General features: G+C 71.8%; 16 protein-coding genes and 1 pseudogene. 10 read left to right on the top strand and 7 right to left on the bottom strand.

The features are described from left to right. From ABZ573_RS32250 to ABZ573_RS32235, 4 genes are all read right to left on the bottom strand, one after another. The coding region (locus ABZ573_RS32250; protein ID WP_358122864.1) for a glycogen/starch synthase at positions 1-317 on the bottom strand (317 nt) is incomplete at its 3' end. Between the two features lie 321 nt (positions 318-638). Beyond that, positions 639-1,313 (bottom strand): fasciclin domain-containing protein, encoded by a 675-nt coding sequence (locus ABZ573_RS32245; RefSeq protein ID WP_358122862.1) that lies wholly within the window; start codon positions 1,311-1,313, stop codon positions 639-641. 88 nt (positions 1,314-1,401) lie between these two features. Then, the gene (locus ABZ573_RS32240; RefSeq protein WP_358122860.1) at positions 1,402-3,522 is read right to left on the bottom strand and encodes a M14 family metallocarboxypeptidase; all 2,121 of its coding nucleotides are present in this window, start codon (positions 3,520-3,522) and stop codon (positions 1,402-1,404) included. A gap of 151 nt (positions 3,523-3,673) precedes the next feature. After that, on the bottom strand, positions 3,674-4,339 hold the full coding sequence (locus ABZ573_RS32235) for a response regulator transcription factor (protein WP_327028111.1): 666 nt from the start codon (positions 4,337-4,339) through the stop codon (positions 3,674-3,676). Positions 4,340-4,647: 308 nt separating this feature from the next. On the opposite strand from ABZ573_RS32235, the gene glgX reads away from it, so the two are divergent. From glgX to treZ, 3 genes are read left to right on the top strand one after another with little or no spacing between them, the layout of a single operon-like run. Further along, positions 4,648-6,765, top strand: coding sequence for a glycogen debranching protein GlgX (gene glgX, locus ABZ573_RS32230; protein ID WP_358122866.1), 2,118 nt, complete (start codon positions 4,648-4,650; stop codon positions 6,763-6,765). A 1-nt stretch (position 6,766) separates the two neighbouring features. Next, the gene (gene treY / locus ABZ573_RS32225) at positions 6,767-9,088 is read left to right on the top strand and encodes a malto-oligosyltrehalose synthase (protein WP_358122858.1); all 2,322 of its coding nucleotides are present in this window, start codon (positions 6,767-6,769) and stop codon (positions 9,086-9,088) included. Then, a complete protein-coding gene (gene treZ, locus ABZ573_RS32220) occupies positions 9,085-10,818 on the top strand; it encodes a malto-oligosyltrehalose trehalohydrolase (protein WP_358122856.1) in 1,734 nt (577 codons plus the stop codon). The genes treY and treZ overlap by 4 nt, the downstream gene beginning before the upstream one ends. A 79-nt stretch (positions 10,819-10,897) precedes the next feature. On the opposite strand, the gene ABZ573_RS32215 is transcribed toward treZ, so the two are convergent. After that, positions 10,898-11,773: an alpha/beta hydrolase gene (locus ABZ573_RS32215; RefSeq protein WP_327028114.1), complete on the bottom strand. Its 876-nt coding sequence runs from the start codon at positions 11,771-11,773 to the stop codon at positions 10,898-10,900. A 100-nt stretch (positions 11,774-11,873) separates the two neighbouring features. Between ABZ573_RS32215 and ABZ573_RS32210 the strand changes: the two genes are divergently transcribed. The 6 genes and pseudogenes from ABZ573_RS32210 to ABZ573_RS32185 all read left to right on the top strand — a co-directional run bounded on the left by ABZ573_RS32210 (position 11,874) and on the right by ABZ573_RS32185 (position 15,352). Next, positions 11,874-12,422 (top strand): YciI family protein, encoded by a 549-nt coding sequence (locus tag ABZ573_RS32210; protein ID WP_358122853.1) that lies wholly within the window; start codon positions 11,874-11,876, stop codon positions 12,420-12,422. 141 nt (positions 12,423-12,563) lie between these two features. Further along, positions 12,564-12,917 (top strand): nuclear transport factor 2 family protein, encoded by a 354-nt coding sequence (locus tag ABZ573_RS32205; RefSeq protein ID WP_151453889.1) that lies wholly within the window; start codon positions 12,564-12,566, stop codon positions 12,915-12,917. Between the two features lie 201 nt (positions 12,918-13,118). Next, a pseudogene (locus ABZ573_RS32200) lies at positions 13,119-13,211 on the top strand (IS5/IS1182 family transposase); the annotation flags it as partial. 99 nt (positions 13,212-13,310) lie between these two features. After that, complete coding sequence (locus ABZ573_RS32195) at positions 13,311-14,522, top strand: pectate lyase (RefSeq protein ID WP_358122851.1); 1,212 nt, start codon at positions 13,311-13,313, stop codon at positions 14,520-14,522. A 227-nt stretch (positions 14,523-14,749) separates the two neighbouring features. Continuing rightward, on the top strand, positions 14,750-14,959 hold the full coding sequence (locus tag ABZ573_RS32190; RefSeq protein WP_358122849.1) for a hypothetical protein: 210 nt from the start codon (positions 14,750-14,752) through the stop codon (positions 14,957-14,959). Between the two features lie 45 nt (positions 14,960-15,004). Further along, positions 15,005-15,352 carry a hypothetical protein gene (locus ABZ573_RS32185; RefSeq protein WP_358122847.1) on the top strand — a complete coding sequence of 116 codons (348 nt, stop codon included), beginning with the start codon at positions 15,005-15,007 and terminating at the stop codon, positions 15,350-15,352. 286 nt (positions 15,353-15,638) lie between these two features. Here ABZ573_RS32185 and ABZ573_RS32180 read toward each other — a convergent pair whose 3' ends face one another. Further along, positions 15,639-16,061: a hypothetical protein gene (locus ABZ573_RS32180; protein ID WP_327028120.1), complete on the bottom strand. Its 423-nt coding sequence runs from the start codon at positions 16,059-16,061 to the stop codon at positions 15,639-15,641. Between the two features lie 12 nt (positions 16,062-16,073). Between ABZ573_RS32180 and ABZ573_RS32175 the strand changes: the two genes are divergently transcribed. Then, positions 16,074-16,802: a hypothetical protein gene (locus ABZ573_RS32175; protein WP_358122845.1), complete on the top strand. Its 729-nt coding sequence runs from the start codon at positions 16,074-16,076 to the stop codon at positions 16,800-16,802. Positions 16,803-16,864: 62 nt separating this feature from the next. Here ABZ573_RS32175 and ABZ573_RS32170 read toward each other — a convergent pair whose 3' ends face one another. Further along, positions 16,865-17,347, bottom strand: coding sequence for a TrkA C-terminal domain-containing protein (locus ABZ573_RS32170; protein WP_151453887.1), 483 nt, complete (start codon positions 17,345-17,347; stop codon positions 16,865-16,867). Between the last annotated feature and the right edge of the window lie 292 nt (positions 17,348-17,639).

Raw genomic sequence — 17,639 nt, 5'->3', positions numbered from 1 at the left:
ACGGGGTCTTCGGCGGCGCGGACGATGCGGACGCCGTCGGCGTACTCCTCGAGGGGTGCGCCGTCGGTGTGGCGGGTGACGACGGTGACTTCGTGGCCGGCGGCGGCGAGGGCGACGGAGAGGGCGTGCACGTGCCGGCCGAGGCCGCCGACGAGGACCGGCGGGTACTCCCAGGAGAGCATGAGGATGCGGCGGGTCTGCGGGGGCGTGCCCGTCGTTCCGGTCTGCGCCGGGACCTGGGGCCGGGAGGTGAGGGTGGGCCGGTGGACCCGGCCCGGGGTGCTGGTGGGCTGCTCGTCGACCCGCAGGGTCGTCACAATCGATCTCCGTCCGTGCATGGTGGGACGCGCCGGCAGCGGTGGCGGCGGAACGGTGCTGAGGGATGGCCGAATGGCCGGGCCGGGACGCGCGGGCGCGCCCCGGGAACAAGCAAAGGGCATCCCGACCGATCCCGCATCTCGAAAGGGGCCAAGGTGACGGAGGACACCTGAAAGTGCCGGTTCGTGTCAGTCGGGCGGAATCCGGTCGTCGGCCCACCGGGTGCGGAGGCGGCGGGACCTGGGGCGACCGCCCCTGGGACGGCGACGGCCGCCGACCCCCTTGTACGGGGTCGGCGGCCGTCCGTCGGGCGGCACCGCTCAGTGGGCGTGGTCCTCCTCGTGGGCGGTCTCCGGCAGGTTGCCGAGCACCTTGTCGATGACGTGGATCCGGGCGCCGCCGGCCCGGTAGTCGGCGCAGATCGTCTCGGCCCGGTCGGCCAGCCGGACGCCCGACCCGGCCGTGGCGACGGCGAGGGTGGTACCCGCCAGGGTGGTGACGGTGCCGGCGGACGCCAGGTCGGCGACCGGGCGAGCCCCGGCGACCAGGTGCTCCCTCAGCAGCCCGCGCAGCGTCGCGGTGTCCTTGAGCAGCAGTTGGTCCAGGTTGGCGGTGGAGAACCTGGCCCGGAAGGCGTCGTCGGTGGGGGCGAGGATGGTGAGCCCGCCCGCGACGGACAGCTCCTCGGTCATTCCGGTGGCCCGCACCGCCGCCTCGAACGTGGTGAGCACGGGAATCCAGGTCAGGGCCTGGGCGGGGGACCGGTCCACCAGCGAGCCCGGACTACCCGGCTCGGTCCCCGAGGGCAGCGCGTCGCACAGCGGTCCCGTGACCGCGACCGGTGTGCCGTCGCCGGTGCGGTCGGCCGCGGCGGGGGACTCCTGCGAGCCGGTGCATCCGGTCACCGCGACCAGGAGGGCCAGGGCCGCCCCGGCCGCCGCCCGCCGACGGCGGGCGGCCCGGGGCGGGGGGCCGGGGATGAGGGTCTGGGACACGGTCTCTCCACTCCAGTACCGGTACGGCAGGTGCCGGCAGGTCGGCGGTGGGCCGACCTGCCGGCACCTCGGCGGGGGACTCAGCAGGTCACAGCTGGACGCACTGGCCGAACTTCGGACCATTCACGGAGTTGGCGACCTCCAGGTTCGTCGGTGCCGGGGAGTTGCCGGTGCAGTCCAGCGGGCCGTTGACGGTGTTGCCCGCCACCAGCGGGGCCACGGTCTTGCCGTTGACCACGCCGACCGGGCCGGTCAGCGTGTTGCCGACCACCACGACCGGGCCCTGGGTGCCGGTGGCGCGCACCGGGCCGTTGACCTTGCTGTCGGTCACGACGAACCCGGCGGCGCCGGTGGCGTCGACGGGACCGTTGATCGAGCTGCCGTTGACGATCAGCACGGCGCCGGGCTGAACCCGGATCGGACCCCGGACGGTGGCCCCGTCCAGGCAGGCGACGCCGGAGACGACCAGCGGGCCGTTGCGGGTACCGGTCAGGGTGGGGGCGACCCGCTCGCCGGCGACCAGGCCCTCCACGGCCTGCTCGTCGAGCAGCAGCGGGATCAGGCCCCGCTGCGGCTGGGACAGCGGAACCAGGTAGCTGTCGCCGACCTTGATCACCTTCCAGCCGTGGGCGGCGAGCCGCTGGGCCACGGTGGTGCGCTGGCCGGTCGGGCCGTCGGTGCGCTCGCCGTGGTACTGCTCCTCGGTCAGCCGGTACGCGCACGGCGCCTGCTCGAGGATCCGCTCCGGGGTGGGGGCGTCCGCGGGCGGCGGGGCCTCACCCGGGTGCGGGGCGGGGTACGCCTCGATCTTGCGGGAGCCCCGGAACACGATGCGTCCCTCGTTGGCGGACTGCGACAGGATCCCCTCGGCACGGGCCTTGGTGATGCCCTTGACGCTGGCGCCGTGGTACGTGAGGAACTGGTTGAACGTCCACAGCGCGGAGTAGGTCTTGCGCCGGCGGTTGTTCGCGGTGTTGGACTCGTCGGGCCGGGTCGGGCCACCGGAGCTGCGCAGCTCCAGCAGGGAGTTGACCACGTTCTTCAGGCCGAGGGTGTTGCGCAGGATGGTCTCCTCGCTCAGCCCCACGTTGGCCCCGGTGGTGCACCCGTACGGACAGGCCCACCAGCCGTCCCGGGCGCCCTCGGTGTACATGTGGCCCTCGATCATCTTCTGCGACTCGTCGAAGATGCCCTGCGCCACGTTCTGGTGCCGCGGCGGCAGCATCGGCAGGTCACCGGTGTTGGTGTTGCCGTACTCGTGGCCGTCGTAACCGGCGATCGGCCGGTAGTCGCGCACCATCTCGGCGAGGGCGCGGGTCTCCGGCTGGCGGATCAGCGAGTGGTCCCGGTTGAGGTCCTGGCCGGTGGAGTTGCCCCGGGAGTTGGCCGCCCGCCCGTCGCCGTTGAGCGTCGGCACGATGAGCATGGTGGTCTTCGACAGCAGGTCGAGGGTCTTGGCGTCCTTGGTGAAGGCGAGCTGCCGGGCCATGATCAGGCAGGCCTCGCGGTCACCGGGCTCGTTGCCGTGCACGTTGCAGTTGACCATCAGCGGGTTGGTCGCGGCCACCGCCTCCGGCGTCGCCGCCGGCCGGGGGTAGCCGATGACCAGCATGTTGATCGGCCGGTTCAGGACGGTACGGCCGATCTCGACGACGCGGACCCGGTCGCTGGCCCCGTCGAGCGCGGCGGTGTACGCGTACTCGTTGACGTCGCTGGTGTACTGCGCGCCCAGCGTCTCCTCCCACTGGGTGCGCAGGTTCTCACCCGGGGTGCCCGGGTCGCCCCAGTGGCCGCGGGTGGTGCCGCTGACCGGCGCCGAGTAGGGCTGGACCTCGGTGCCGAAGCGGGCCCGTACCCGCCACTGGAAGCCGTTGCCGGGGGCGAAGCCGGCGTCGGCGAAGGTCGGCTCGTCGTTGTTGACCTGCCGGTTCGGGCGCCACACACCGGCGATGACCGGCGTGCCGGGCGTGCCGTCCGTGGCGAGCGGGGTCCGCTCGATCTGGTAGTCGGTGGCCCCTTCCACCCGGGTCCACGCCAGCGTGGCGTACCCGTCACCCTGCACGACCGTGAGGCCCTGCACCTGGTTCGGCTCCGCCTGCTGCAGGGCCGCGGTCGGCTGCCCCTGCGCCTGCGCGGGCACCGCCGTCGCCACGAGGGCGGCGGCGAGCAGCGCGGAGAACACACCGGCCGTTGTCCGTCTGTATCTCAAAAGGATCTCCAAACAGGAGGGATGGCTGGGTGCGCCCAGCACACCCGTACTCGGCCCACCGGTGGCGGGCAGCCTGCGATTCTTGAGGATCACCTGAGATTCCCGACGCGGTAACCGGGACGCGGGTCGCGGTTCAGGTCACCAAGGGTCCTCACCCGGTACGCAACCGGTAGCCGACGCCGCGCACCGTCTCGACCAGGCCGGCGTCGTCGAGCTTGCCCCGCAGGGCCGCGACGTGCACGTCGAGGTTGTGTCGGGTGCCCCAGGTGGTCTGCCAGACGTCCAGCTGCAAGCGGTCCCGGGGCACCACCGTGCCGGCCTGCCGGGCGAGCGCCACCAGCAGGTCGAACTCCTTGCGGGCGAGGTTGACCTCCCGGTCGCCCACCCAGACCTGCCGGGCGTGCACGTCGATGCGCAGCCTGCCGGCCCGCAGCTCGCCCGTGCTGCGGGTGCCCCGGGTGCTGCGGGCGGTGCGGCGCATCACCGCCTCGATGCGGGCCTGCAACTCCACCATCGAGAACGGCTTGACGACATAGTCGTCGGCGCCGGCCCGCAGGCCGGCCACCCGGTCGTACTCCTCGGCGCGGGCGCTGACCGCGATGATCGCGACGTCCTCGTCGACCTGCCGCAGCCGCCGGCAGACCTCCAGGCCGTCCCGGTCGGGCAGGTTGAGGTCCAGCAGGACGAGGTCGACGGCGTCGGCCCGGATCGCCTCGGCGGCCGTCAGCGCCGACACCACCTCGTGTCCCCGACGGCGCAGCGCCTTGGCGAGGGCAGACGCCACGCGTAGGTCGTCTTCGACCAGGAGCACCCGCACGCACACCCCCCCCGGACCTCGTCCCCCGCCGGATCCTGCGAGTCTGTCCGATGATCATCGACTTGACCAGTGCGGACGCAAGATGGTGACCGCAAGCATGATCCGTTCCGGACCGACTGCGGGGCCACGGTGACCGGGGGCGTCGAAACGTTCACCCGCTATCAGCCGGGTGCATTACGGTCATCCTCCGATCGGGTGGATTGGCGGCGGAGCGCGTGGGGCAATACCCGCACGCGCGCCACCCGGCCCCGTCGTGTGGTGCGCTCATGGTGCGGTGCGCGCTCATGATCTTGCGCAAAGGGAGCGACATGCAGGTCTGGCCGGGTGAGCGGTACCCCCTGGGGGCCACCTACGACGGGATGGGCACCAACTTCGCCATCTTCTCCGAGGTGGCCGAGCGGGTCGAGCTGTGCCTGTTCGACGAGTGGGACACCGGGGCCGAGCGGCGGATCGAGCTGCGCGAGGTCGACGCGTACGTCTGGCACGCGTACATCCCCGGCATCGAGCCGGGGCAGCGCTACGGCTACCGCGTGCACGGCCAGTACGATCCGGCGAACGGGCTGCGCTGCAACCCGGCCAAGCTGCTGCTCGACCCGTACGCCAAGGCGATCGACGGCGACGTGCGGTGGGACCCGGCCGTCTACGACTACGAGCACGGCGACCCGGAGCGGATGAACACCACCGACTCGGCGCCGTTCATGCCGAAGTCGGTGGTGGTGAACCCGTACTTCGACTGGGGCAACGACTCCCCGCCCCGCATCCCGTACCACCACTCGGTGATCTACGAGGCGCACGTGCGCGGCCTGACGATGCGCCACCCGGACATCCCCGACGAGCTGCGCGGCACGTACGCCGGCCTGGCCTCCCCGCCGATGATCGAGCACCTGACGAAGCTCGGCGTGACCGCCGTCGAGCTGATGCCGGTGCACCAGTTCGTGCACGACCACCGGCTGGCCGACCTGGGGCTGCGCAACTACTGGGGCTACAACACCATCGGCTTCTTCGCCCCGCACCACGGCTACTCGGCGCTCGGGCACCTCGGCCAGCAGGTGCAGGAGTTCCGGGGCATGGTCAAGGCGCTGCACGCCGCCGGCATCGAGGTCATCCTCGACGTGGTCTACAACCACACCGCCGAGGGCAACCACCTCGGCCCGACGCTGAGCTTCAAGGGCGTCGACAACCCCAGCTACTACCGGCTCAGCGAGGAGGACCGCCGCTACTACGTCGACTACACCGGCACCGGCAACAGCCTCAACGTACGCAGCCCGCACTCGCTCCAGCTGATCATGGACTCGCTGCGGTACTGGGTGACCGAGATGCACGTCGACGGGTTCCGCTTCGACCTCGCCGCCACCCTCGCCCGCGAGTTCTACGAGGTCGACCGCCTCTCCACCTTCTTCGAGGTGGTGCAGCAGGACCCGGTGGTCAGCCAGGTCAAGCTCATCGCCGAGCCGTGGGACGTCGGGCCGGGCGGCTACCAGGTCGGCAACTTCCCGCCGGTGTGGACCGAGTGGAACGGCAAGTACCGCGACACCGTGCGCGACTTCTGGCGCGGCGAGCCGGCCACCCTCGCCGAGTTCGCCTCCCGCATCTCCGGCTCCGCCGACCTCTACCAGGACGACGGGCGCCGCCCGTTCCACAGCATCAACTTCGTCACCTGCCACGACGGGTTCACGCTGCGTGACCTGGTGTCGTACAACGACAAGCACAACGAGGCCAACGGCGAGGAGAACCGCGACGGGGAGGGCCACAACCGGTCCTGGAACTGCGGCGTCGAGGGCGACACCGACGACGAGGCGGTACGCGCCCTGCGGGCCCGGCAGCGGCGCAACTTCCTGGCCACCCTCGTGCTCTCCCAGGGCGTGCCGATGATCGGCCACGGCGACGAGCTGGGCCGCACCCAGCGCGGCAACAACAACGCCTACTGCCAGGACAGCGAGCTGGCCTGGGTCGACTGGGACGCCGCCGACGCCGACCTGCTGGAGTTCACCCGCAAGCTGGTCGACTTCCGCCGCCGCCACCAGGTGTTCCGCCGGCGGCGCTTCTTCACCGGCCTGCCGGTGCGTTCCCGGCTCGTCGACGAGCCCCTGCCGGACCTGGCCTGGTACACCCCCGACGGGCGGGAGATGACCGGCGAGGACTGGGGCAACGACTTCGGCCGCTCGGTGGCGCTCTTCGTCAACGGTGAGGGCATCCGCGAACGCGGCCAGTACGGCCAGCGCCACCTGGACGCCTCCTTCCTGCTCTGTTTCAACGCCCACGACGCCCCGCTGGACTTCACCGTGCCCGGCCCCGAGTTCGGGCCGCGCTGGGAGGTGGTGATCAGCACCGCGGAACCGGAACCGGAGAAGACCACGGTCGTCGAGGCGGGCGGCACCCTCTGCGTGCCCGACCGGTGTGTGGTGGTGCTGGAGAGGAAGGCCTGACATGTCGAGCACCCCTCGACCCGACGCGCCCCGGGTGGGCACCACCTACCGGGTGCAGGTCCGCCCCGGCTTCGACCTGGACGCCACCGCCGAGCTGGCCGACTACCTGGCCGGCCTCGGCGTCACGCACCTCTACAGCGCGCCCCTGCTCACCGCCACCCCCGGCTCCGCGCACGGCTACGACGTGGTCGACCACCGTGCCGTCAACCCCGAGCTGGGCGGCGAGGCGGCCCGGCAGCGGCTGCTGCGGGCACTGCGCGCCGCCGGGCTCGGGATGGTCGTCGACATCGTGCCCAACCACGCCGGCGTGGCCGTGCCCGCCGCGAACCCCGCCTGGTGGGACGTGCTGCGCCGGGGCCGCGACTCGGCCTACGCCGGTTGGTTCGACGTCGACTGGGACCGGGGGCGGCTGCTGCTGCCGGTGCTCGCCGACACCCCGGACGCCCTCGACGACCTCAAGCTCGCCGACGGGGAACTGCGCTACCACGAGCACCGCTTCCCGATCGCCGACGACACGGGAGACGGCAGCCCCCGCGAGGTGCACGACCGGCAGCACTACGAGCTGGTCTCCTGGCGGCGCGGCGACACCGAGCTGACGTACCGCCGGTTCTTCGCCGTCTCGGACCTGGCCGGGCTGCGGGTGGAGGACCCGGAGGTCTTCGCCGCCACCCACGAGCTGGTGCTGCGGTGGGCGGCGGCCGGCGAGGTCGACGGCATCCGCGTCGACCACCCGGACGGGCTGCGCGACCCCTCGGCCTACCTGGCCCGGCTGCGCGCCGCCGCGCCCGACGCGTGGCTGGTGGTGGAGAAGATCCTGGAGTACGGCGAGGAGCTGCCGGACTGGCCGGTGGAGGGCACCACCGGCTACGACGCCCTCGCCGCCGTCTGCGGGCTCTTCGTCGACCCCGACGCGGAGGGCGACTTCACCGCCCTGGACACCCACCTCGTCGGCCGGCACACCTCCTGGCAGGACCTCACCCACGACACCAAGCTCGCCGCGGCCACCCGCCTGCTGTCGGCCGAGCTGACCCGCCTCGCCGCGCTCGCCGACGACGTCGAGCACGACGCCGCCCGCGCGGCGCTGGCCGAGCTGGCCGCCGCGTTCCCGGTCTACCGGGGCTACCCGCCGCACGGCGCCCGGCACCTGGCCGCCGCCCGCGCCGAGGCCGGCCGCCGCCGCCCCGACCTGACCGCCGTGCTGGACGCGCTCACGCGCCGGCTGCGCGACCCCGACGACGAGCTGGCGAAGCGCTTCCCGCAGCTCACCGGCGCGGTCATGGCCAAGGGCGTGGAGGACACCGCCTTCTACCGGTGGAGCCGCTTCGTCGCGCTCAACGAGGTCGGCGGCAGCCCCGCGCACTTCGGCGTGCCGCCGGCCGAGTTCCACCGCTTCGCCGCCGCCCGGCAGGTGCGCTGGCCGGCGAGCATGACCACCCTCTCCACCCACGACACCAAGCGCTCCGAGGACGTCCGGGCCCGCCTCGCCGTGCTCAGCGAGCTGCCGGGGCGGTGGGCCGACCTGGTCGCCCGGTGGACGGCCCGCGCGCCGCTGCCCGACCCGGCCTTCGCGCACCTGCTGTGGCAGACCGCCGTCGGCGCCTGGCCGATCGAGCGGGAGCGGCTGCACGCGTACGTCGAGAAGGCCGCCCGGGAGGCGTCGGCGTCAACGAGCTGGGCCGACCCCGACCCGGTCTTCGAGCGGGCCATGCACGACGTGGTCGACGCGATGTACGACGACGCGCAGCTGCACGCCGAACTGACCGCCTTCGCCGCCGAGATCGCGCCCGTCGGCTGGTCCAACTCGCTCGGGCAGAAGCTCGTGCAGCTCGCCATGCCCGGGGTGCCCGACACCTACCAGGGCACCGAGCTGTGGGACAACTCGCTGGTCGACCCCGACAACCGCCGTCCCGTCGACTTCGCCGTACGCCGGGAGCTGCTGGCCCGCCTCGACGCCGGCCCGCTCCCGCCGGTGGACGCCGGCGGCGCGGCGAAGCTGCTCGTGGTGTCGCGGACCCTGCGGCTGCGCCGCGACCGCCCGGAGCTGTTCACCGGCTACCGGCCGGTGCCGGCCCACGGGCGCGCCGGGCGGCACGCGCTCGCCTTCGACCGGGGCGGCGCGGTCGCGGTCGCCACCCGCCTGCCGCTCGGGCTGGCACGCGCCGGCGGCTGGGGCGACACGACTCTGTCACTTCCCGTTCACGAGGTGACCGACCTGTTCACGGGCCGGTCCTACAGTGGCGGGCAGACCCCGCTGGCCGACCTGCTGGCCACCTACCCCGTCGCGCTGCTGGCTCCCACCACCGAGTCCGTGGAGGCTTCATGACCGAGTTCACGGTGTGGGCGCCGCAGGCCGCCCGCGTCCGGCTGCGCCTGCCGGGCGTCGCCGACCACGAGATGCGCTCCGGCCCGGACGGCTGGTGGCGGGTCGAGGTGCCCGCCGCCGGCCCCGGCACCGACTACGCCTTCCTGCTCGACGACGACGAGCGGGCGCTGCCCGACCCCCGCTCGCCCTGGCAGCCGGAGGGCGTGCACGGGCCGAGCCGGCGCTACGACCACGCGGCGTTCGAGTGGACCGACCAGGCCTGGACCGGCCGGCAGCTGCCCGGCGCCGTCCTCTACGAGCTGCACGTCGGCACCTTCACCCCCGAGGGCACCTTCGACGCCGCCATCGGCCGCCTCGACCACCTCGTCGACCTCGGCGTCGACATGATCGAGCTGCTGCCCGTCAACGCCTTCAACGGCGAGCACAACTGGGGCTACGACGGGGTCTGCTGGTATGCCCCGCACCAGCCCTACGGCGGGCCGGACGGCCTGAAACGGCTGGTCGACGCCGCCCACGCCAAGGGCCTGGGGGTGATCCTCGACGTCGTCTACAACCATTTCGGGCCCTCCGGGGCCTACGCGCCGATGTTCGCGCCGTACCTCACCGAGCAGAGCAACACCTGGGGCCGCACCGTCAACCTCGACGGACCGCACTCCGACGGCGTGCGCCGCTACATCGTCGACAGCATCCTGATGTGGCTGCGCGACTACCACGTCGACGGCCTGCGGCTCGACGCCGTGCACGCCATGCCCGACTCCCGCGCCACACCCTGGCTCGAGGAGGTGGCCATCGAGGTCGAGGCCCTCGCCACCCACCTCGGCCGGCCGCTGTCGCTGATCGCCGAGTCCGACCTCAACGACCCCCGGCTGATCACGCCCCGGGAGGCCGGCGGCTTCGGCCTGCACGCCCAGTGGAACGACGACGCCCACCACGCCCTGCACACCCTGCTCACCGGCGAGCGGCAGGGCTACTACGGCGACTTCGGCTCGCTGGAATGCCTCACCGACGTGCTCACCGGCGGGTTCTTCCACGCCGGCACCTGGTCCAGCTTCCGCAACCGCCAGCACGGCCGGCCGGTGGACCGGCAGCGCACCCCCGGCCACCGGTTCGTCGCGTACCTGCAGAACCACGACCAGATCGGCAACCGGGCCACCGGCGACCGGATCTCCGCCACCCTCCCCCCGGGGCTGCTGCGCGTCGGCGCGACGCTGCTGTTCACCGCCCCGTTCACCCCGATGCTGTTCATGGGCGAGGAGTGGGCCGCCAGCACCCCGTGGCAGTTCTTCACCAGCCACCCCGAGCCGGAGCTGGCGACCGCCGTCGCCACCGGACGCAAGCGGGAGTTCGCCGCGCACGGCTGGCCGGAGGGCGACGTGCCGGACCCGCAGGACCCGCAGACCTTCGTCCGCTCCCGGCTCGACTGGGCCGAGCTGGACAAACGCGAACACCGCGAGATGTACGAGTTCCACAAGCGGCTCATCGCGCTGCGCAAGAGCCGCCCCGACCTGTCCGACCCGAGGCTGCACGCCGTGGACGTACGCCCCGGCGACCAGTTCCTGGTGATGCGCCGGGGCGGGACCCTCGTGGCGGCGAACCTGGCCGCCAAGCCGCAGCGGATCACTCTGCCGGGGGTGGCGCGCCGGGTGCTGCTCGCGACGGGGGAAGGGGTCACGGTGATGCGTGACCGCATCGAGCTGCCGGCGGAGACGGCGGCGATCGTGGCGCTCTGAGCGGCGCCCGTCGTCGCTTTGCCGCCGGCAGCGCGGTGGCGGCTGCCGACGGCGACCGGCCCGCCCCCGCCGTCGGCGGTCAGCCGGCGTCCAGCACCTCGCGCAGCCTGGCCGCGAACTCGGCGGGCTTGCCGGCGTAGCCGAACTCGCCGTCGAGGAAGCCGCCATGGTGGCTCGGGAACACCACGGCCTCTTGGCCGAGCAGCGCCGCGGTGGCGACGGCCGTACGCGCCGTGTAGGTCCCTTCCGTCTCCTCGCCGACCGCGATCACGATCCGGGTCGGCGCCGCCGTGAGCGCCGCCGCGTCGGGCCGGTAGTCGGTGACCGTCCCGGAGGCCTTCGACAGCAGCGGGTCGTCGCGGGAGCCGTCGTCCTCGGTCGGCAGGCCGAACGCCGCCGGGTCGGGCGCGGGCTGGGCGAAGTAGGCGTCGGTGAACTCGCCCTGCCAGGAGACCAACGCCATGAAGGCGGCCATGCCCGCGCCCATGCCCTTCGCCTGGTACGCCTCGTGGACGGCGGCCTGGGCGCGCTCGGCCGCAGCGGCGTCGGGCAGCACGGTGGTGATCGGCGGCTCGTGCGCCACCAGCGTCGCCACGTCGCCGGGGTGGACCGAGACCAGCTCCAGCGCGGTCACCGCCCCGCCGCTGCTGGCGAACACGTCGACCGGAGCCGCGCCGAGCGCCTCGATCAGCAGGTGCAGGTCGGCTGCCTGCTGCTGCGGCGTGTGGTCCGACCGCCCGTCGCTGCGGACGCTGCGGCCCAGGCCGCGCGGGTCGTAGGTGACGACCGTCCGGTCGGTGAAGTGGGTCGCGAGCGCGTTGAAGCCCTCCGCCGCCATCGGTTGACCGATCATGAGCAGCGTGCGGTGCCCGCCGGAGGCCGACAGTGGACTGCGCACGTCGTAGACCAGGTCGACGCCGGGCGCGGCGAGGGTGTGGGTCTCCATCGTCGTCATGACGGCGAGCGTACGACCGACGGGTGACAGATCCGGTGCCACACGCGGGAAGCGGCACCCACCCGCCCCGGGTTTCGGCACCGGCGTCAGGATCTGCGGTATGGAGTTCTTCTGCTACCACCGCGACCGGCGCGACTCCCTGGCTCTGCGCGAGGAGCTGCGCGAGGAGCACTGGTCCTACATGGACCGGTACGCGGAGCGGATGATCGCCCGTGGGCCGACGTTCGCCGCCGACGGGAAGACGCCGACCGGCAGCGTGCACATCGTCGACCTGCCCGATCCCGCCGCCGCCCGGGCATTCGCCCTCGACGAGCCCAACTACCAGGCCGGCGCGTACCGGGACGTGCTGCTGCGCCGGTGGCACAACACGCTGGGGCGCACCATGTGGGACTTCCCCGGCGGCCGGACGGGCGGTGACCGGTACCTGGTGCTCGGCCTCGGGGCGGGGGAGGCCGCCGACCTGGACGTGAGCGCGGACCGGGACGACCTGATCGCGTACGGGCCGCTGCTGTCGGACGACGGTGTCAGGTGGCTGGGCACGGCGGCGCTGGTCCGGGCGGAGGACCCGGACGAGGCGCGTGCCGTACTGACCCCGGATCTGTATGCCGAGATCGAGGTCCACGCGTGGGCGTTCGGCGGACGACCGTGACTCCATTGGCCCTCTCAGTTGGGCCGTCCAGGGTCGTGCCGAGGTTCGGTTGTGCCGTGAACGCCCTACCGGGCTGACGTCGCCGTTCTGCCGCGAGCGAACCCGCTTGTCTTGTTGCGGCGCGCTGCGGAGGATCGGTGGATGGATCTCCTCGCCGCGGAACGGCAACTCCAAGCCGCCCAGCGCGCCGCCGACGTCGAGTCCCTCGACGCGCTACTGCACCCGCAGGTCGTGGGTGCCGGACCGGACGGCACGGTCTTCACGAAGGAAGACGACTTGGAGGGCTACCGCTCCGGTGCACTGCGAATCACCAGCCTGGTGGAGGAGTCGCTCGACGTTCAGGAAGACGGTCAGACTGGGGTGACTCGCATGGTCGCTGCGGTGGATGCCGTTCAGGGCGGTGCCGCCATGTCCGCGCGGTTGCGCTACACCCGACTCTGGGTGCGTGAGGACGGCAACTGGCGGGTGTTGGCCGCCACCTTCGTCCCGGTCTAGGGGACGTCTCGTAACTGGGTGAAGGCGTCGCCCGGCATCGGGCCGGTGGTCAGCCGGCGAGGATGATGTCGGCTTAGGCTGCGCTGCCCGAGGGCTTGGGCGACCGCCGACACGCGTGCGCCTGGTTGCCTGCTGTGCGACCCCATGCCCATCCATTGGCCGTTTTCGCCCTGACCTTGCAGGTCAGGGCGATACGCCCCGGCCCACCTGCGCAACGGTGACACCTACACCCGCCTCGCCGCCGGATCCGCCGTCGGGGTCACCACCGCATGGCACTACGCACAGGAAGCGATCGTCAACAAGAAGTGATCCTTGCCTCTTCATTGGTCAGTCTCTATCGTTGTCGGAAAGCGCTTTCCCGTCCCCGTGCTCATGCCTGAAAGGTGAACTCAGATGAGACGCAAAGTCGCCACGCGGTGGCTGGCCGGTGGTGCCACTGCGGTCGCAGGTGCCGTCGTCGCCCTGGCGCTGCAGGTTCCCAACGCCTCGGCCGCCACGAACCTGAGCCTCGGCGCCAGCGCTGACGGATCCAGCAAGGCCAGTGGTACCAGCTATGGCAACGTCATCGACGGCAACCCCAGCACCTACTGGTCGCCGAGCGGCTCGACCGGCACGGTCTCGGTCAAGTGGGGCAGCGCCACGACGGTGTCCTCGGCCGCCATCGTGCAGGCCTCGGGCGGCGGCTCGATCAGCGGCTGGCAGCTCAAGAACCACGACACGGGCTCCGTCCTGGCCAGCGGCAGCAGCGCCCCAGGCACCATCAACTTCTCCTCGACGTCGCTGAAGAAGATCTCCTTCGTCATCACCAGCGCGTCCGGCACCCCACGGATAGCCGAGTTCGAGACGTACTCCAGCGGCGGGTCGACCCCGACCACCAGTCCGACCAGTGGCCCCACCAGCAGTCCGACGGCTAGCCCGACCAGCAACCCAGGCACGCCGACTGGTGCGTGGCCGTCGTCGGCCGGCTCGGTGAGCATCTCGGGCACGGTCAACGTCTCCGGCACCTTCGACGGCGGGATGAAGACGTACTGCTGCATCGGTGACGGTGGACAGGGCGAGTCGCAGGACCCGATGTTCAAGATCGCCAATGGTGGCACGCTGCAGAACGTCATCCTCGGTTCGCCCGCCGGTGACGGCGTGCACTGCGAGGGCACCTGCACCCTCCGCAACGTGTGGTGGAACGACATTGGTGAGGACGCCGCCACCTTCAAGCAGACCAACGGCGGTACCTCCTACATCATCGGTGGCGGCGCGCGCAACGGCAGCGACAAGACCTTCCAGCACAACGGCAACGGCACGGTCAGCATCTCCGGCTTCTACCTCAAGGGGTCCGGCAAGCTGTACCGGGGCTGTGGCAACTGCTCCACCTCGCACACCCGTCACGTGCGTATCGACAACGTCCTCGTCGACGACATCGACATGCTCGCCGGCATCAACAGCAACTGGAACGACACCGCGACGATCACTCGCGTGGTCGTAATCGGCTCGGCCACCATCTGCGGCAAGTACAAGGGTGTGCCCAAGGGCAGCGAACCCAGCTACCTCGGTGAGGGCTGGAACGACGCCAACTGCAAGGTCAACAGAAGTGACGTCACCTTCCGGTAGTCACTAGACACGTATGTTCGCGAAGGGGCACCCGCCGCCAGGCGGGCGCCCCTTCGGTGTCCGTCGTGCGGGGGCGAGTTCACTGAACCCGTGCTCCACTTCGGCGGCATTCTGATGTCTTCGAAGCCATAGATTCTCCCTGTCAAGGGAGGGCACGGCCTTCGGGCTGGGCGAGGATCGCAACTCTACGGTCCACACTCCGCGTGGCGTGCGATGCGCTCGAGGGCGTGAACGGCCTGGGCCAGGTGCGCGGGGTTGATGGCTTCGAGAGCCTGTTGAAGGAGCTGCCGGCGCGCGGCGTGGACGCTTTCGAGGGCACGGATGCCTACAGGCGTGATCGTGATGAGGAAGGCTCGGATCCGGTTTCTGTTTGGTTGACACAGAAACTTCCTGGATGGATCGTGGCATCGACGCCGATAAGTTTGGTCCTGGGTTGAGCCGAGCTTCGGTCTCTCCCCGAGCACCATCCCGGAAGGACACTCATGCGCAGGTCCGCCTACCGAATCGCCTCAGGTCTCGCCGCCGCCCTGCTCGCCATGCTGACCGCGACGCTGTCGGCGTCACCGGCCGCTGCTGGCGAGCCGTTTCAGAGCCCCGACGCGGGCCTGGTCTTCTACTCGAGCTACCCGACCGAGGTGGTCGGCAGGCAGGCCACGCCTGACGGCGTCTGCCGTCAGGTCCCGGCCGACGCGACCTGGCTGCTGGCCTGGAGCGGTGGCTTCCAGAGCGTCCCCGGCTACCGGACCCCCGACTGCAGCGGTCAGGCCTCTGAGCTCAACAACTTCCACAGTTGGCCGAAGGGCTACTACCTCACCTACAAGGCCAGTTGACCGGTGCTTCCCTGTGGTCGTTCGCGGGCGGCCACCGGGAAGGCGGCGACCCGCGTTGCGAAGGGCCGCGTTTCCGAACGCGGCAGCGACGGCCGCATCCTGTTTGTTCCGCACGACCTCTCGACGGTGACTGCTTGCCGTCCATGGACAGAACCACCGTTACCGCAGACCAGAACGGATCACCTGCTGGAGTGCCAGTTCTTGGTTGACGCCGATTGGCGTGTGGGGCGCCGCCGGCAGACGACGACCCCACACATTGCCTACCGTTGTCGTCGGACGGTTCGCGTCAGTAGATTCGGCCGCTAGAAAGGTTGATGCAGTTGGTGTTGTTGTTCACGAGGCACTCCTGCCCTGTGATCCTCGTGACGTTTCCGGCGAAATTGAACTCTTTGGTGACGGTCTTGCCGGCCCCGCTGGAGTTCCCCACGCCCTCGGTCCGCGTGCCGCCGTCGTTGTAACTGGCAGTAAGGCTTACGACGGCCGCGTAGCCGTCGGATTTGGTGTCCTTGACCTTCACCTCCACGTACAGGCGCCCGCCGGACCACCACCAGGTGCCGTACGCCCAGGCGCCGGCGACGTCACCGGGAGTGCCGGTCAGGTCCCAGCCGGTTGCCGCCTGGGCGGGTGCCGGGGCAATAGCCACCGCACCGAACGTCGTGACTGTCGCTGCGGTCAGGGCGGCGACGAACCGGCGCATCCTCTGCTGCACGCCGCGCAGGGCGTGCGGGCGCAGGAGCCGGTGCTGCTGGTGCAGGCGTACCGGATCACCTCGGCGGTGCTCGTGAAGCTCGGCGAGGCCGACCTGGGGTGGCTGGCCGCCGACCGGGCGGTGGCGGTGGCCGGTGGCGATGCGGTGCTGGCGGGGGCGGCGACGGTGGCGGTCGGTCAGGCGCTGCGTGCGCTGGGCCGGGACCGGCTGGCGCTGGTGGCGACGCTGGCCGCCGCGCGTCGCGTCGCGCCCGCGTCGGAGCCGGTGCACGGGACCCTGCTGATCCAGGCCGCGCTGGCCGCCGCCGGCTGCGGCGACACCGGCCGCAGCGAGGAGCTGGTCGAGCGGGCCGCCCGGGTGGCGGCGCGGGTCGCCGGTGACGACCCGCACCGGACCGGCTTCGGGCCGGGCACCGTCGAGGCGGCCCGGGTGGTCGCGGCTCTCGAGCGGGGGGACGCCGGGGAGGCGGTGCGCCGGCACGAGCAGGCGGTACGGCAGGAGGCGTGGCGGCGGCTGCCGGCCGAGTACCGGGCCGCCTACCTCGTGGACGCCGCGCGGGCGTACCTCCAGGTCGGCGACCTGTGCGGCGCGGGCCGGGTCCTGGTCCACGCGGATGCCGTCGCGCCCGCCGAGGTCCGGTGCCGGCCGTTGGCGCGTACGGTCGTCGCCGAGGTCGCCCGGGCCCACCCGGCGCCGGCCGGCGTGGCGCGCCTGGCGACGCTGGTCGGCCTGACCCGCTGACCGGACCACCAGACGGGCGTTCGGCGGGTGGCCAATGCTCCCGTCACCGTTGGCGGCGGTCGTCAGCCGTTGGTGAAGAGCTCGCGGAGCTTGACGAGGCTGGCACCGTCGCCGACGACCACCAGCGAATCACCGGACTGGATGGTGAAGTCGGTGTCCGGCGAGGGGATCACGTGATCGCCCCGGACCACCGCGACGATCGACGCGCCGGTGCGGGTCCGCGCCCGCGTCTCACCGAGCCGGCGCCCGACGAACGGCGACCGGGCGGGAACCGGCATGCGTACGGTCTCGACGCCTTCCAACGGCGGCGTCAGCTCCGTCAGGTGGTCCATGACCAGGGGCAGACCGAGCAGTTCCGCGATCGTCCGCGGCTCCGTGCCCTCCAGCGTCAACGTGTGCCTGACCCGTTCGGGGTCGCTGGGGTCGTAGAGCACGATGTCGCGTCGGCCGTCGAAGTGCACGATCACGGCGCCTCGCTGGCCCGCCGCGGTGGTGAAGCCGTACGACTCTCCCACGCCGAACAGCCGGGTCCTCTCCAGGTCCACGTTTTCACCTTCCGAGGATGAGGCGTCGCGGTCGAACACCTTGCCGCCCAGACTAGTACTCCGGCCGGCATCATGAGGATGGCGCGGTGGAGGCCTGCCGGGCGTGGTAGCTGTGCAGGGTCTGGCTCCGGTGACGGCGACGGCCAGGACGTCCGGGCCGGGGCCGTCAGGTGTTGACCGGGCGGCGGGCGATCAGGCGATCTCGAACCCGACGTCGGTGAGCAACGACTTCCAGTCGGCGTACTCCAGGCCGCAGAACTGTTCCTGGGTCTCCGACAGCCAGTTGTCGGTG

The organism is Micromonospora sp. NPDC007220 (assembly GCF_040634035.1).
GTDB lineage: Bacteria > Actinomycetota > Actinomycetes > Mycobacteriales > Micromonosporaceae > Micromonospora > Micromonospora reichwaldensis.
The sequence above is the reverse complement of the archived record's forward strand: the minus strand, read 5'-3'. Positions and strand labels throughout refer to the sequence as shown.